This is a genomic window from Promicromonospora aerolata (assembly GCF_042682255.1).
Lineage (GTDB): Bacteria > Actinomycetota > Actinomycetes > Actinomycetales > Cellulomonadaceae > Promicromonospora > Promicromonospora aerolata.
In genome coordinates this window covers 5943712-5959215 of record NZ_JBHUHF010000001.1, presented here as the reverse complement: position 1 = coordinate 5959215, position 15504 = coordinate 5943712, and the positions used below count along the sequence as shown (strand labels likewise).

The following is a 15504-nucleotide window of genomic DNA, read 5'->3' as shown; positions in this document are numbered from 1 at the left end:
CCAGGCCCGGGGCCGCCCGCCACCGCGGGGTCGGCCCCGGTCGGGTCCCTACGGGCGGACCACCACGCCGGTCGCGCCGGCCTCCTGGATCGCGCTGAGGAGACGGACCGTCTCCAGGGCGTCGTCGATGCCGACGGGCACCGGGCCGGACGTCTCCAGGGCCGAGACGATCTGCGTCCACTGGGCCAGATGTCCCGCGTGGCCGATCGCGAGCGGGTCGGCCGCACCGCTCGCGATCCCCCGCGTCCGCGGCTCCGGCACCCCCGGGACGTCCCAGCGGCGCACCTCGCCCTGGCCGAGCTCGACCGAGCCCCGGGAGCCGAAGAGGGCGATCGTCGCCGGGAACCCGGGCGGCGTCGCGGTCGTCGTGGTCACCACGCCCAGCGCACCGGACCGGAACCGGAGCGTCGCGACCGTCGTGTCCTCGGCCTCGATGGCGTGCGCCAGGGTCGCGGACTGCGCCGTCACCGTCTCGACCGGGCCGCACAGCCAGCGCAGGAGGTCGACGTTGTGCACGCCCTGGTTCATGAGGGACCCGCCGCCCTGGTCGGCGGTGGAGCGCCAGCCCGCCGCGCGGTAGTAGTCGTCGTCGCGGAACCAGTGGACGTTCGTCATCGCGAGCCGCAGCTCGCCCAGCGCCCCGTCGTCGAGAGCCTTCTTCAGCGCGACGTGCTCTGCCTCCAGGCGCCGCTGGGAGATCATCGAGACCATCAGCCCCCGCTCGCGGGCAGCACGCGCGACGCGCAGCGCGTCGTCGACGTACAGCGCGAGCGGCTTCTCGACGACGACGTGCCGGCCGGCCTCCAACGCCGCCAGCGCGAGCGCCGCGTGCGTCCCGCTCGGCGAGCAGATCGCGACCACGTCGACGTCGGGGTGGGCGATGACCGCGTCGGGCTCGAGGCGCTCCGCGGGCCGGCCCGCGAGGCCGTGCGGCTCCGCGGGCGCCCTGCCGCTGAACGCGACCAGCCGTGCCCGGGCGTCGAGCTCACGCAGCGCCCGGGCATGCATCGCGCCGATCCCGCCCATCCCGATGATGCCCACCCCGAGGCGGTCGTCGCTCATCCGCTCGTCTCCGTCATCGGTCAATCGGCCATCGGTCACTCGGCCACGTGGCTGGCGCCGAGCAGTTCGCGCAAGCGCTCGGCGGCCGCCGTGAACCTCGGGTCGGCGAGCGTCGCACCGTACTCGCGGTGGTCCGGCAGCCCCGGTTCGAGCGTCTCCACGATCCGGCCCGGGCGCGGGCTCATGACGACGATCCGGCTGCCCAGGTACACCGCCTCCGGTACGGAGTGGGTGACGAGCACGACCGTCGTCCCCGTCTCCCGCCAGATCCGGTTCATCTCGATGTTCATCTGCTCACGCGTGAGGGCGTCGAGCGCCCCGAACGGCTCGTCCATCAGGAGCACCCGAGGCTCGTGCAGGAGAGCGCGACACAACGCGACCCGCTGCTGCATGCCGCCGGACAGCTCGTGCGGGAGCGCCTTCTCGAACCCGGTGAGCCCGGTGAGCTCGATCAGGTGCTCCGCACGCTCCTCCGCACGACGGCGGTCCATCCCGCGCATCTCGGCCTGGAGCAGGATGTTCTTGCGCACGCCCCGCCACTCCAGCAGAGCCGAGCGCTGGAACGCGAACCCGATGTCCCGCTGCGGCCGGGTCACGCTCTCCCCGTACAGGCGGACGTCGCCCTCGGTGGCACGGGTCAGCCCCGCGACGATCTTCAGCAGCGTCGACTTGCCGCAGCCGGACGGTCCCGCGATGGTGACGAACTCTCCCGGCAGCACGGCGAGCGACACGTCGTCGAGCGCGACGGTCTCCGAGCGCTTCGACGTGAAGCGCTTGGTGAGGTGCGCGACCTCGATGATCGGTTCGGTGCCGACGGACTCGGCGGAGGCTCCGAGGGCGGTCGTGGCGGTCACAGACCCTCCCCGAAGGTCCCGTCCCAGTACGTGTCCGGCGTCGACTCACCCTCGAAGTCCGTGTTCTCCGACAGGAACGTCAGCGTGTCGGTCCACTGCTCCTCGGAGTTGACGCCGGGAGCGGGTGCGCCCTCGAGGTCGAGGAGGCCGATCGTCGCCTCGAGCTGGGCCGCGAGGACGCTCTCGTCGGGCGCCTGCTCCGCGCCGGCCGCCATCGCGGCGACGGCGGCGTCCGGATCCTCCGACGCCGCGAGGAACGACTCGGACGTCGCCCGCACCATCGCCTGCACCAGCTCGGGATCGCTGTCGATCATCGCCTCGTTCGCCACGAGCCCCGTGCCGAGCAGGTTCATGCCGAAGTCCGAGAACGGGAGCGCCGACACCTCCTTGCCGGTCTGGTTCTCGATCGTCGGTGCCTGGTCGTGGTGGAAGCCCTGGATCGCGTCGACCTTGCCCTCGATCAGCGCGGCGACCTTGCCCGCCGCGTCGACGTTGACCACGGTGACGTCCGCCGGGTCGACACCGTTGATCTCCAGCCACGCCGGGAACGTGCCGTACATGGCGTCACCGGGGGTACCGCCGACCGTCTTGCCCACGAGGTCGGCGGGCTCCGTGATGCCCTGGTCGTCGAAGAACTCGACCGAGCTGGGTCCGGTCTGCAGGAAGACGCCGACGCTGCGCACGGGCATGCCCGAGCTGATCCCGTTCGCCAGGGGCGGGGTGTCCGCCCACCCGAAGTCGGTGTTGCGCTGCGCCACCTGCTGGACGGTGTTGCCGGAGCCGTTGCCCGGCTGGATCGTGAGGTCGATCCCCTCGTCCTCGAAGATTCCCTGCTCGACCCCGTAGTAGAACGGGGCGTGCTCGCCGTACGGGACCCAGTTGAGGGTCACCGTGACCTCGCTCAGGCCGTCCTCCCCGCCCGAGGACCCCTCGTCCGCCGGCCCGCAGGCAGCGAGCGTCGCCACCGCGACGCCGGCCACGACCAGCGACGTTCCGAACTTGCCACCACGCATGGGTAGAGCCTTTCTGGTCGGTTCGCCCTCGCGGACAGCGGGGACGCGGGAGTCGTGCTCATCGGTCCGGCGGGTCATACGGTCGCCAGGGCGAGGTTGCCGCGCCGGGACGCGTGCCACGGGATGAGGAGACGTTCGAGCACCTCGACGAGGACGAAGAGGACCACGCCGATGAGCGACATGAGGATCAGGTCGGCGAACAGCAGCGGCGCGTCGAGGTTGCCGCTGGCGAGCAGCAGCACGTACCCGAGCCCGCGGTCGGCGCCGACGAACTCGCCGACGACCGCACCGACGACCGCCAGCGTGACCGCGACCTTCAGGCCGGACATGAGCTGCGGCAAGGAGCCGGGGAAGCGGATCTTGCGGAACGTCTTCCACCGCGACGCCCCCATGGTCGCGGACATCTCCAGCAGCTCGGGGTCGACCGAGCGCAGCCCCGCGACCGCGGACACCACGACCGGGAAGAAGGCGATGAGCACGGCCAGGATGATCTTCGGCGTCATCCCGAACCCGAACCAGACCACCAGGATCGGCGCGATGGCGATCTTCGGGATGACCTGGGCGAAGAGGATGAGCGGGTAGAGAGACTTCTCCGCCGTCCTCGAGTAGACGAGGAGCACGGCCGTCGCGACGCCGATCACGGCCGCGAGCACGAACCCGACGATCGTCTCCAGCGTCGTCACCCAGGTGTGCTCGAGCAGCATCGGCCACTCGGCGACCATGGTCTGCGCCACCGCACCGGGCGAGGGCACCAGGTAGGCGGGGACGAGCTCGCGCCAGGCCACGAACCACCACGCCGCGAAGAGGGCGAGCAGCACCGCCACCGGTCGCCACGACTCCGAGAGCAGTGCGAGGGCCCGGCTCCCGACCGACGGGCTCCCGGCCGCTCGTTCCACCGGTCGGGACCTGCGCGACGGCGGTGCCGTGGGGCGCGCTTCCTGCACCCGCGGAGCCTCGAGCTCACGCGCCGTGCCGTTCACTTCGTGGTGCATCGGACTGCCTCTCCGTCGAGGTTCCGTCGGCCGCCCGGTCGTCCAGCCGAGGCGGGTCGTCGTGCGTTACGCACGGACACTATGAGGCCCACCCCGGCCCGACAACGAGTTGCCACTTGTTGCACCCGACGTGCGCGATCGCCGGCTGGCGGTTGCCATCGCCCGGTGGGATCCGCCGCTCGTGCGCCGGCTCGGCTCAGGCATCGCGCGGGTCCGTGGCGGCGTCGAGGTCGAGCGCGACGGCCCGGAAACCCGCGGAGCGCACGGCGCGCAGCACCTCCCCGCGCAGCGGCTCCGCCGCCACGCTCGCGAGGTCGGAGCGCGGTGCCTCCAGCCGGGCGAGGTCGCCGTGGTGCCGGACGCGTATCTCCTCGAGGCCGAGGCGTCGGAGCTCGCTCTCCGCGGCCTCGACCTGGACGGCGTCCTCCTCCACCCCCGTCGGAATCCCGGCGTCGTCCGGGTCGTCGGGCGTCGGCGCGCTGTGTGCGGGCGAGATCCGTCGGGTCACCGACGGGCCCCGCAGCAGGGCCCGGCCCCACGGCTCCCGACCGTTCCCCGGTAGCGGACTCGTCCCAGTGGCCCATGCCGCCGCCGTGCGCGCGTGATCATGCAGTCATTCGAGGGGGCCGCACCGGAGCCGTCAAGGAGTTGCCACCACTTGCCGGGCATGCGCGCGGGAACCGCGCGTCCCGGCCGTTCGACGGCAACTGGTTGTTGCCCCGTGCCTGGTAGCCCTACGCTCCGGGCGCATGGGCGAACCCGAGAGTTCCGGCTCCACCCCGACGATCTACGACGTCGCGAAGGCGGCCGGCGTCGCTCCGTCCACGGTCTCGCGAGCATTCTCCCGGCCCGGGCGCGTCAACGCGGCGACCGCAGAACGCATCCGCCGTATCGCGCACGAGCTCGGCTACCGCACCAACCCGATCGTGCGAGGGCTGCTGGCCGGCAAGACCTCGCTCCTCGCGATCGTCGTGGCCGATCTGACCAACCCGTTCTTCTTCGAGATCATCCGCAGTGCGGAGAAGACCGCCATCGATTCCGGGTACACGCTGCTGGTGGTGGACGCGCACGAGTCGGACGAGGCGGAACGCCAGGCCCTGGAACGGACGCTGCCCCTGGTGGAGGGCGTCGTGCTGGCCACGTCCCGGCTCTCCGACTCGTCCATCCGGGTCATCGCCAAGCAGCGCCCGACGGTCGTGATGAACCGCGTCGTCACGGACGTCCCCAGCGTCATCACGGACAACGCCCAAGGGATGCGACGCGCCGTCGAGCACCTGGCCGGCCTGGGGCACGAGAGCATGACCTACCTCGCCGGCCCCGAGGCGTCCTGGGCGGACGGGATGCGCTGGCGCGCGTTCCGTGCGGCGACCCAGGAGCTCGGCCTGAAGGCACGGCGCCTCGGCCCGTTCGCGCCGACGCTCGCGGGCGGGCTCTCGGCCGCCAAGGCCCTGACCACCCACTCCGCGACCGCGACGATCGCCTACAACGATCTCGTCGCGATCGGCGCGATGCGGGGCCTGGTCCGGCTGGGGAAGGAGATACCCCACGACCTGAGCGTCGTGGGGTTCGACAACATCTTCGGTTCCGACTTCTGCACCCCGCCGCTGACGACGGTCGCCGCTCCCCTGCGCCGCTTCGGGGCGTTCGCCGTCCAGCGCCTCCTGAGCCAGCTGCGTAGCTCGTCACCGGGTCCGGCCGCGCCGGCGCTGCTCCCCGCGAAGCTCGTCGAGCGTGGCTCGACCGCCCGTCGCGGCCGGCCGGCTCGGTCCTGACCGCCGCGACGTACGCCGCGGCTCCACGTCCCGCCGTGGGCCAGGGCAACAAACGGCAACTCGTTGTCGGGCACCACCGCCGCCCGCATAGTGACGGGTGCACGGTCCCCGACAGGCACAGGTCCTCGATGGAGAGGCAGACCGATGGAACTCAGCTCGCCCGTACCCCGCAGCCGGATCCTCGCCGCGATGCTCGGCGCGCTCGCGCTGCCGCTCGCACTGCTCCCGGCCCCGGCATCCGCGAACGACGACGTCCGGCCGCAGGAGCCCGGCGTCACCCTGCGGGTGTTCGACGTCCAGGTCCCGCTCGACGACTACTGCACGCTCAAGCCCGGCCAGACGCCGAACGTCGACAAGCTGATGCCGACGATCGACTGGGCGACGACCGAGGACTTCGGCATCCCGGACCGGTTCGTCACCGAGGTCACCGGCTACCTGGACGTCCCCGTGGACGGGACCTACGACTTCCGGCTGACCAGCGACGACGGCGCGCGGCTCCTGCTCGACGACACCCTGGTGGTGGACCACCCCGGCAGGCACGGCGCGACGCCCAAGGACGGGTCCGCCGAGCTCACGGCCGGCTACCGCGCGCTGCGCATCGACCACTTCGACGGTGACTTCGACCAGCGGCTGAAGCTGGAGTGGCGCCCGCCGGGCTCCTCGGACTTCGCGCTGGTGCCGAACTCGGTGCTGAGCACCGACGCCGACGTCACGCGCGTCACCTCGCCCGGACGCAAGTCGTGCGAGGGCGTCACCGAGGTGCCCGGCGACGGACTGCCGCTGACCGAGGTGCACCCGGACTACACGCTGACCGACCTGCGCCCCGACGGGTTCGAGCCGCAGGTCACCGGGATGGACTGGCTACCGGACGGCCGGATGGCCATCTCCACGTGGGGCGGCGACCGCGAGACGGTGCTCGGCGAGGTGTACCTGGTCGACAACACCACGGGCGACGGCGACGCCGACGACGTGACGTACACGAAGATCGCCGAGAACCTCGAGGAACCGATGGGCCTCAAGTACGTCGACGGCAGCATCTACGTCTCCGAGAAGCACGGACTGACCGAGCTGGTCGACGACGACGGCGACGAGGTCACCGACGAGTACCGGTCCGTCGCGTCCTGGCCGTTCGGCGGCAACTACCACGAGTTCGCGTTCGGCCTGCTGTACGAGAAGGGGTACTTCTACGTCACGACGGGGATCGCGATGGTCCCCGGCGGTGCGACCCGTGACCCACAGCTGGTCGAGAACCGTGGGTCGGTGATGAAGATCGCCAAGGACACCGGTGAGGTGGAGTACGTCGCCGGCGGCCTGCGCACCCCGAACGGCATCGGCTGGGGAGCCGACGGCGGCATGTACGTCACCGACAACCAGGGCATGCACGTACCGACGTCGAAGCTGGTGCGCGTCGAGGAGGGCGCGTTCTACAACCACTACACGAACCCGGACGGCCCGTACGACGACCAGCCGGTGACCGAGCCCGTGCTGTGGCTGCCCCACGGTGAGATCTCCAACTCCCCGAGCAACCCCGTCGTGCTGACCGACGGCGTGTTCGCCGGGCAGCTCGCGATCGGCGACGTGACGTACGGCGGCCTGCAGCGCGCCTACCTCGAGGAGGTCGCCGGGCAGGAGCAGGGCGCGGTGTTCCGGATGACGCAGGGGCTGGAGTCCGGCGTCAGCCGGACCAGCATCGGCCCGGACGGCTCGATCTACGTCGGTGGTATCGGCTGGTCGGGCAACTGGGGCCAGGCGGGCAAGCTCGGCCACGGCCTGCAGAAGCTCACGTTCGACGAGAGCCGGGCGTTCGACATGCTCGAGATGCGCGCCGTCGACGGCGGTTTCGAGATCGAGTACACGCAGCCGCTGTCGGACGAGACCGCGCAGGACCTCGCCGCGAAGTACGAGGCAGCGCAGTGGAGGTACGTCTCGACCCCGCAGTACGGTGGGCCGAAGATCGACGAGGAGGACCTCGAGATCGCGTCGGCGACGCTGTCCGAGGACCGCAGGACGGTGACGCTCATGATCGACGGCCTACGACCCGGGCGGGTCGTCAACGTGCACTCCCCGCGCCCGTTCGCGTCGGCGAGCGGTGACGAGCTGTGGAGCACCGAGGCCTGGTACACGCTCAACCGTCTGCCGGACGGCTCGACGCCCCCGCCGGTCTACGAGGCAGAGGCCGCCGACCTCTCCGGCGGCGCCGGCTGGAACACGAACCACGCCGGGTACTCGGGCGCCGGTTTCGTCGACCGCAACTGGGAGCCCGGCTCGCGCACGACGTTCGCCGTGCGCGCCGAGAAGGCCGGCCCGCACGATCTCGAGCTGCGGTACGCCAACGGGCAGAACTCCGACCCGAGCCCGCTGCCCCGATCGTTGAGCCTGTATGTCAACGGCGAGAAGCAGCGGCAGGTCTGGCTCGACAGCACGGTGAGCTGGTCGAGGTGGGCGACGCAGGTCGAGACCGTGCGGCTCGAGAAGGGCGCCAACTCGATCGCCTACGTCTACGAGTCCGACGACGTGGGCCACGTGAACCTCGACAACCTCACCGTCACGCCGACCGAGCGCATCCCGCTCTTCGACGGCGGCGACCTGGACGCGTGGGAGAAGGTGGGCGGCGGGCCCGCGACCTGGCCGGTCGAGGACGGGTCGATGGAGTCCTTCGGCGGCGACATCCGGACGAAGGAGAAGTTCGGCGACTTCCGGATGCACGTGGAGTGGTACCAGCCGGAGCACGCGCCCGACGTCACGGGGCAGGCCCGCGGCAACAGCGGCGTCTACATCCAGGAACGCTACGAGGTCCAGGTCCTGGAGTCGTTCGGCATCGATCCCCCGGCGACGAACGATGCCGGCTCGATCTACCTGAAGAAGGCTCCGGACGTGAACGCCGCGACGCCGATGGGCACCTGGCAGACGTACGACATCGCGTTCCGCGCCGCCCGGTTCGACCCGGACGGGACCAAGGTCGAGGACGCACGGATCTCGCTCTGGTGGAACGGGCAGCTCGTGCACGACGACGTGGCCGTCGACGGCAAGACCGGAAACGGCAGGGCGGAGGGGCCCACGCCGGGGCACATCCGCCTGCAGGACCACGGGGACCCCGGTCTGAACCCACGGTTCCGCAACGTCTGGATCGAGCGACTCTCCGAGCAGGACGCTCCCGGACAGGGCGCGACCACCGAGGTCTCGGCACGGCTCGCCCCACCGCAGGTCGACGCCGGGCAGGACGCCCTCGCACTGGTCCAGGTGGCCGGCACGGAGGACGGCCCGGCGCCGACGGGCCAGGTCCGGGTCACCCTCGGGGACGAGTCCGTCCGGACCGAGCTGGGCCGTGGCCCGGCACGGCTCCCGCTCCCGACGTCGGGACTCGACGAGGGTGTCCACCAGGTGACGGTGGAGTATCTCGGTGACGCGGCGCACAAGCAGAGCACGACCACGGTCGAGCTGACCGTGCGCTGACCCTGGTCGCCCCGAGAACGGGGTTGTGTTCCTGACAGGAGGTGTCCGGAGCACAACCCCGTTCTCGTCGGATGGTCAGGGTCCGTTCGACTCCGCTTCACCCTGGCGCCAGCGGGTCCGGCGACGATGCGTCCGTGGAAAACAAGCTCTCCCGACGCTCCTTGCTCCAGGCAGCAGCGGCCGTGCCGATCATGTCAGCAGCCTCCGCGACCGTCGCGACGACGCCGGCCTCCGCCGCTACCGTCCCCGCGACGCCGCACGGCGGCCGGCCGGACACGACCGCCGCGCGGTTCACGATCGCCGTCCTGCCCGACACCCAGTACCTCCTGGACGACGGCGGCTCCGACGCCGAGCCGGTGCGTGCGACGCTGCGCCACCTGGTGCGCGAGCAGGCCCGGGACAACATCGTCTTCATGACCCAGCTCGGCGACGTGACCGAGCACGGCACGGCGACCGAGATGCGTGCGGCGAGCCACGCGTTCGAGGCCGCCGGCCGCCTGCCGTACAGCGTGCTGGCCGGCAACCACGACGTCAGCGGCGACGACCAGCGGGGCGACTCGCCGTACCTGCGCACCTTCGGGCCGCAGCGGTTCTCCCGCATGAAGACGTACGGCGGCTCGTCCCCCGACGGCTACAACAGCTACCACGTGGTGCGCGGCGGCGGCAGGGAGTGGCTGGTCCTGGCCCTGGACTGGCGGGCCTCCGACGCCGGGCTCGCCTGGGCCCAGGGGGTGCTGGACGAGCACGAGCTGCCGACGATCCTGACCACCCACGACCTCGTCTGGGCCGAGGACGACGGCAAGGCGCACCTGTCCGGCAACGGACAGCGCCTCTGGGACCGCCTGATCCGGGGCAACGACCAGATCTTCCTCGCGCTCGGCGGGCACTACTGGCCGTCCGGCCGCACCACGCTCACCAACGACGACGGCAACGCCGTGCACCTGCACATCACCAACTACCAGGACCGCTACTACGGCGGCGCGGGCATGGTGCGGTACTACGCCTTCGACCTGGCGCGCGGCGTCATCGACGTCGAGACGTTCTCGCCCTGGCTGCAGTCGAAGAAGGACCCCACGCCGCTGGAGACGGAGCACGTCGAGCTCAGCGGCGACGTCGACCGGTTCACCGTCGAGATCGACTTCGACGAGCGCTTCGCCGCGTTCGCGCCGCCGGTGGTGCCGGCGCCGCTGCCGCCGTCGGCCGTCATGCCGCGGGGTACCGCCGCGTACTGGCGGTTCGACGAGGCCGGGCTGGCCGCAGCAGGTACCGACGGCGCCCCCGTGGCGCCCGGGACGATCGCCCGCGACCTGACCGGCAACGGCAACGACCTGACCTCCTCGCTCCTGCACGCCAGCGCGGCGGAGGCGCTCACCTGGTCGGCCGAGCACCACGACGCCCAGCCGGCCCACGCCAGCCTGCGCTTCGACGGTGGCAAGGGGCCCGACCGCGGCGCCGTGCTGCGGACCGGACCCGACTCGCCGATCAACAGCGCGACGTTCGAGTCCGGTTACACCATCGAGACGTTCCTCAAGCTGCCGGAGCCCTTCGAGGGCGACCACGCCTGGATGGGCATCCTCAGCTGGGAGGGTCGCGCGGGCGACGCGGGCAAGCACAGCGGCTGGTCCGACGACGAGACCACGTGCAGCCTGAACCTGTCGGGCGAGCGGTTCCTGCAGTTCGTCGTCTACCCCGTGCCGGTCGACGCCGACCCCACGTCCTGGAGCCACGCGATCCCGGTCGGCCGATGGATGCACGTCGCGATCGTCAACGACGGCCGGCACACCGTGATGTACGTCGACGGCTCGAAGATCGCGCGCAACGCCGCCGAGGAGTCGCGCGGTATCTCGACGCTCGGCAAGCCGTTCGCGATCGGCGGTACCCAGTCCGCCGAGCGGTACGGGCAGGGTTTCTACGGCTGGATCGGCGACACCCGGATCGTCTCCCGCGCCCTGCGGCCCGACCAGTTCCTCACCGCCGGGAGCAGGTGACCGACGGCGCCGGGGCGGGTCCTGAGGTGCTCAGGACCCGCCCCGGCGGCTCCGGCTGTGGTGGTGCGGCAGCGGTGTCCGGCCCAGCGCGCCCAGCAGCGTGCTGACCAGCAGCTCGACCCGGGCATCGAGGTCATCACCCGGCTCTTCGACCGCCCCGGTCAACGCCGGGGAGCCCGGGGGCAGCTCGTGGACCTCGTGCAGGAGCGCGACGTAGAGACGCCGGCACCACGCCGGGTCGTCGACCGCGATCTCGCCCGCCGCACGGAGGCGGGTGAAGAGCCGCTCCAGCCCCGCCTGGATCTCGGGGTCCGACGCGGGGGTCTCCGGGCCCTGCCCGGCGGACGTGAGGCTGATGACGAAGGGGTGGCTGACCTTCAGCTCGAAGGCCGTCTCCGTGAGGCGGTACAGGCCGACCAGCGGCGGACCACTCATCACCCGCGCCTGCTCGAAGGCGTTCCGGTAGCGGGCGTTGAGATCGTCGACCAGCGCCGCGAGCAGCGACTGCCGGGACGGGAAGTGCCGGTGCACGGTCGCCCGGCCCAGCCCCGCCGCGGCCGCGACCTGCTCCATCGAGGCGCCCGGGTCACCGGCGAGCACGCGCTGCGCCGCGTCGAGAATCCGGGCAATGCTCTGCTGCGCGTCCGCGCGCACCGGCCTGGACCGAACGTCCTCGCTCATCGCTCATCGCCTCCCGCGCTCATGCTATCCGAGCCGGATACGCCGCGACCTCGGCTCCATCTGAGACAATCATGTCTTAGTTATTGACTGTGGCGGAACATCTGTGGTCCAGTTATGCCATCGGAAATCGCCCCACGAACGGGAGAACATGATGGATCTCGACCTTGCCGGCAAGCGCGTCCTGGTGACCGGAGCGAGCAGAGGGATCGGCCTCGCCACCGTCCAGGCGTTCCTCGCGGAGGGCGCCTCGGTCACCGCCGTCGCCCGGCGCACCACCCCAGAGCTCGAGGCGACCGGCGCCACGTTCCTCGCCGCCGACCTCGCCACGGCCGACGGACCGCTGCGCATGGTCGAGGCCGCTCTCGCGGACGACCCCCGGCTCGACGTGCTCGTCAACAACGCCGGAGGTGGAACCCTCCCTGCCGAGGCGCTCAGCGACCCGGTCGGGGGTGACGACGACGTGTGGGAGCAGGCCCTCGCGCTGAACCTCTACGGCACCGTGCGCACCACGCGCGCCGCCCTGCCCGCGCTGACGACGGCACGGGGCGCCGTCGTGAACGTCGGCTCCGACTCGGCGCTGATGCCGCACCGGGCACCGCTGCCCTACTCCACGGCCAAGGCGGCGATCAACGCCTTCTCCCGCGGGCTGGCCGAGCAGGTCGGCGGCGCGGGCGTGCGGGTCAACGTCGTCACCCCGAGTGCGACACGCACGTCTCTCCTGACCAGTGAGGACGGCGTCACCGGCCAGGTGGCCGCCGCCATGGGCGTGAGCCACGCCGCCGTGCTGGACGGTTTTCCCGAGCAGAACGGCATGCTGACCGGGCGGCTGATCGAGCCCTCCGAGATCGCCCGCGTGATCGTGCTGCTGTGCTCTCCGGCACTGCCCAGCGCCGTCGGGTCCAACTGGGCGCTGCACGGTGGTTCGGTCAAGGCACCCGCCTGAGCAGCGGACCCGCTGCCCCTGGTGGACACCCCGCGTGCGCACGGCTAACGTTCCCGCCATGACGTCGCACCTGATCTGCCAGGACTGGTGGCCCGCCGACTAGGCGGGCTCGCGACGCATCCACTCACACGTCCACGACCGCCTCGCCCCGAGGCGGTCGTTTCGTGTGTCCACGAGACGGTCGGTCCGGGGCAGCGCCCCGAACCGAGAGGCCCCGCATGTCCCGTCTCCCCCACCCCGCCGCCCAGCATCCCCTCCTCGACCGGATCCTGGCCTCCGACGGCTCGCTCCCCTTCGCGCTCCTGCGCCGCCACGGCGGCACCGAGGTGGAGGTGCTGACCGGTGACGTCGTCGACGCCGACCTGCTGCGCGACATCCCGCTCGACGGCGCGCCGGTGCTCGCCGTCGTCCCCTTCCGTCAGGCTCGCGAACGCGGGTTCACCGTGCACGACGACGGTGCTCCGCTGCGCTGCCTCCTCGTGCATGAATCGGAGCGGGTCCCGCTGTCCGACGCGCTCGCCGCACTCCCTCCCCGGCCCGTCGCCGCCGAGCCGCTCGGCTTCGACATCCCCGACGACGAGTACGCGGGCATCGTGCGCCGCGTGATCGACGACGAGATCGGGCAGGGCGCGGGCGCCAACTTCGTCGTGATGCGCCGCTTCGAGGGCCGCACCTCCGCTGCGCCCGTTCCCACGCTGGCCTCGTGGTTCCGTGCTCTGCTCCTGCACGAGGTCGGGTCGTACTGGACCTTCGCCGTGCACGCCCCCGCGCCGGGCACCGAGGCGCTGTCCATGGCCGGCGCCACCCCCGAACGGCATCTGACCCTGCACGACGGCGTGGCCCGGATGAACCCGATCAGCGGCACCTACCGCCACCCGGCGTCGGGTCCCACCCGCGACGGCGTCCTCGGATTCCTGAGCGACACCAAGGAGAACGAGGAGCTCTTCATGGTGGTCGACGAGGAGATGAAGATGATGAGTGCGCTCTGCCCTGACGGCGGGCGCATCGTCGGCCCGTACCTCAAGCAGATGGCACGCCTGAGCCACACCGAGTACCTGCTGGAGGGGCGCACCACCGTGGACCCGCGGGAGGCGCTGCGGCTGACGATGTTCGCGCCCACCGTGACCGGGTCCCCGATGGAGAACGCCTGCACGGTCATCACCCGGCACGAGGTGCGCCCGCGCGGCTACTACTCGGGGTTCCTCGCCCTGTTCGAGCCCGACGGTGCCCGCGCGCCGGCCGAGCTCGCCTCGTCCGGCCCCACGCGCTACTCGCTCGACGCCCCCATCCTCATCCGCACGGCGTACCTGCACGACGGCGGCCGGGTGTCGGTCCCGGCCGGAGCGACACTGGTACGGCACTCGGTCCCCGAGCACGAGGTCGCGGAGACCCGGGCCAAGGCGGCGGGCGTGCTCACCTCGCTCGGGCTGGTGCCGCGCGGGGCCGGGGCCGACGCCGTCGTCGACCTGAACGCGCAGGCCGGCGTCGCCGAGGCGCTGAGTGCCCGCAACCGCCAGCTCGCCGAGTTCTGGGTCCGTCCGCAGGACACCGCGACGACAACGGCTCCCTCCGCCACGACACCCGGACCCACCGAGCTCTCGCCCCTGGCCGGGCGGAGCGTCCTGGTGGTCGACCACGAGGACCAGTTCACGGCCATGCTCGCCCATCAGCTGAACCATCTCGGCATGAACGCTCGCGTGGTCCGGTGGGATGCCGTCACCGACGTGCTCGCGGACGACCTGGTCGTCCTCGGCCCGGGACCGGGCGACCCGCGCGACCACGCGAACCCGCGCATCGCCGCCATCACCCGGCGGATCCAGGAGCGTGTCACCGCGGGCAGGCCACTGCTCGCGGTCTGCCTCAGCCACCAGGTACTCGCCGGGCTCGCCGGCTTCCCGGTCCGCCCGCTGACCTCGCCACGTCAGGGGCTGCGCATCGACGCCGACGTATTCGGCACCACGGCAGCCGTCGGCTACTACAACACCTTCGGTGCGCGGCTGACCACCATCGTCGCTGCGGCCGCCGACAACCCCGTGGCCCGGCTCGCCCTGGAACCCTCCGCGGACGCGGACGGTGTGCTCACGGCGCTGCGCGGCCCCGGGGTCGCCTCGGTCCAGGGGCACCTGGAATCGGTCCTCTCGGCCGACGGTCTCACCGTCCTCGACGCCCTCACCCGCCACCTCCTGGGCACCCCGGCGGAACCGTCGTGGGCTCGCACACCGTGAGCGCGCTCGCGCCTCGACGTCCGGACCGGTGACGGCGGCGGTGAAGCACACCGCCGATACGAGACGATGGGCTCATGCCCGCACCAGTCCGTCCCGGCCTCACGGTGACCCCCGCACTGACCATCCCCCGGGCCGAGCTCACGGAGCGGTTCTCCCGCTCCTCCGGCCCGGGTGGTCAGGGCGTGAACACCACGGACTCGCGCGTCGAGCTGTCCTGGGACGTCGGCCGGTCCGCCGTCCTGAGCGAGGCCCAGCGTCAGCGCCTCCTGGAGCGGCTCGCGGAACGGCTCGTCGACGGCGTCCTCACGGTCGTCGCCTCGGAGCACCGGGAGCAGCGGCGCAACCGGGACGCCGCCGCTCGGCGCCTGAGGGCTCTCGTGGCCGACGCGCTGGCGCCTCCGCCGCGCGCCCGCCGCCCCACGCGCGCGACTCGTGGTTCGCAGGAGCGCCGGCTCACCGCCAAGAAGCAACGCTCCGCGACCAAGCAGCTGCGCTCGTCGAAACCCCGGCGCGAGGACTGA

Annotated in this window: 12 protein-coding genes; 6 read left to right on the top strand and 6 right to left on the bottom strand. The window is 71.9% G+C overall.

Annotated elements, in window-relative coordinates:
* Nucleotides 1-48: 48 nt before the first annotated feature.
* The 5 genes from ACFSL2_RS26555 to ACFSL2_RS26535 form a co-directional block, all read right to left on the bottom strand.
* Entirely contained in the window at nt 49-1062 is a 1014-nt protein-coding gene (locus ACFSL2_RS26555; protein WP_377200726.1) for a Gfo/Idh/MocA family protein, read from the bottom strand.
* A gap of 35 nt (nt 1063-1097) precedes the next feature.
* On the bottom strand, nt 1098-1916 hold the full coding sequence (locus ACFSL2_RS26550; protein WP_377200725.1) for an ABC transporter ATP-binding protein: 819 nt from the start codon (nt 1914-1916) through the stop codon (nt 1098-1100).
* Nucleotides 1913-2929 (bottom strand): ABC transporter substrate-binding protein, encoded by a 1017-nt coding sequence (locus ACFSL2_RS26545; RefSeq protein ID WP_377200724.1) that lies wholly within the window; start codon nt 2927-2929, stop codon nt 1913-1915. The genes ACFSL2_RS26550 and ACFSL2_RS26545 overlap by 4 nt, the downstream gene beginning before the upstream one ends.
* Nucleotides 2930-3003: 74 nt before the next feature.
* The gene (locus ACFSL2_RS26540; protein WP_377200723.1) at nt 3004-3921 is read right to left on the bottom strand and encodes an ABC transporter permease; all 918 of its coding nucleotides are present in this window, start codon (nt 3919-3921) and stop codon (nt 3004-3006) included.
* A gap of 196 nt (nt 3922-4117) precedes the next feature.
* Nucleotides 4118-4429, bottom strand: coding sequence for an adenine nucleotide alpha-hydrolase family protein (locus ACFSL2_RS26535; protein ID WP_377200722.1), 312 nt, complete (start codon nt 4427-4429; stop codon nt 4118-4120).
* A 241-nt stretch (nt 4430-4670) separates the two neighbouring features.
* Between ACFSL2_RS26535 and ACFSL2_RS26530 the strand changes: the two genes are divergently transcribed.
* The 3 genes from ACFSL2_RS26530 to ACFSL2_RS26520 all read left to right on the top strand — a co-directional run bounded on the left by ACFSL2_RS26530 (nt 4671) and on the right by ACFSL2_RS26520 (nt 11134).
* Nucleotides 4671-5693, top strand: a complete 1023-nt coding sequence (locus tag ACFSL2_RS26530; protein WP_377200721.1) for a LacI family DNA-binding transcriptional regulator — start codon at nt 4671-4673, stop codon at nt 5691-5693.
* 144 nt (nt 5694-5837) lie between these two features.
* Nucleotides 5838-9146 carry a 3-keto-alpha-glucoside-1,2-lyase-like domain-containing protein gene (locus ACFSL2_RS26525; RefSeq protein ID WP_377200720.1) on the top strand — a complete coding sequence of 1103 codons (3309 nt, stop codon included), beginning with the start codon at nt 5838-5840 and terminating at the stop codon, nt 9144-9146.
* Nucleotides 9147-9280: 134 nt separating this feature from the next.
* Entirely contained in the window at nt 9281-11134 is a 1854-nt protein-coding gene (locus ACFSL2_RS26520) for a LamG-like jellyroll fold domain-containing protein (RefSeq protein WP_377200719.1), read from the top strand.
* 30 nt (nt 11135-11164) lie between these two features.
* Here the strand turns inward: ACFSL2_RS26520 and ACFSL2_RS26515 are convergent, their stop codons facing one another.
* A complete protein-coding gene (locus ACFSL2_RS26515) occupies nt 11165-11815 on the bottom strand; it encodes a TetR/AcrR family transcriptional regulator (protein ID WP_377200718.1) in 651 nt (216 codons plus the stop codon).
* A 151-nt stretch (nt 11816-11966) separates the two neighbouring features.
* On the opposite strand from ACFSL2_RS26515, the gene ACFSL2_RS26510 reads away from it, so the two are divergent.
* The 3 genes from ACFSL2_RS26510 (at nt 11967) to arfB (ending at nt 15504) form a co-directional block, all read left to right on the top strand.
* Nucleotides 11967-12758 (top strand): SDR family NAD(P)-dependent oxidoreductase, encoded by a 792-nt coding sequence (locus ACFSL2_RS26510; protein WP_377200717.1) that lies wholly within the window; start codon nt 11967-11969, stop codon nt 12756-12758.
* Between the two features lie 218 nt (nt 12759-12976).
* A complete protein-coding gene (locus tag ACFSL2_RS26505) occupies nt 12977-14983 on the top strand; it encodes an anthranilate synthase family protein (protein ID WP_377200716.1) in 2007 nt (668 codons plus the stop codon).
* Nucleotides 14984-15057: 74 nt separating this feature from the next.
* Nucleotides 15058-15504 (top strand): alternative ribosome rescue aminoacyl-tRNA hydrolase ArfB, encoded by a 447-nt coding sequence (gene arfB, locus ACFSL2_RS26500; RefSeq protein WP_377200715.1) that lies wholly within the window; start codon nt 15058-15060, stop codon nt 15502-15504.

Bases quoted from the DNA above. Each gene is read 5' to 3' on its own strand.
- ACFSL2_RS26555 (WP_377200726.1), bottom strand. From the start codon at position 1,062: ATGAGCGACGACCGCCTCGGGGTGGGCATCATCGGGATGGGCGGGATC.
- ACFSL2_RS26545 (WP_377200724.1), bottom strand. From the start codon at position 2,929: ATGCGTGGTGGCAAGTTCGGAACGTCGCTGGTCGTGGCCGGCGTCGCG.
- ACFSL2_RS26540 (WP_377200723.1), bottom strand. From the start codon at position 3,921: ATGCACCACGAAGTGAACGGCACGGCGCGTGAGCTCGAGGCTCCGCGG.
- ACFSL2_RS26530 (WP_377200721.1), top strand. From the start codon at position 4,671: ATGGGCGAACCCGAGAGTTCCGGCTCCACCCCGACGATCTACGACGTC.
- ACFSL2_RS26525 (WP_377200720.1), top strand. From the start codon at position 5,838: ATGGAACTCAGCTCGCCCGTACCCCGCAGCCGGATCCTCGCCGCGATG.
- ACFSL2_RS26515 (WP_377200718.1), bottom strand. From the start codon at position 11,815: ATGAGCGAGGACGTTCGGTCCAGGCCGGTGCGCGCGGACGCGCAGCAG.
- ACFSL2_RS26510 (WP_377200717.1), top strand. From the start codon at position 11,967: ATGGATCTCGACCTTGCCGGCAAGCGCGTCCTGGTGACCGGAGCGAGC.
- ACFSL2_RS26505 (WP_377200716.1), top strand. From the start codon at position 12,977: ATGTCCCGTCTCCCCCACCCCGCCGCCCAGCATCCCCTCCTCGACCGG.
- arfB (WP_377200715.1), top strand. From the start codon at position 15,058: ATGCCCGCACCAGTCCGTCCCGGCCTCACGGTGACCCCCGCACTGACC.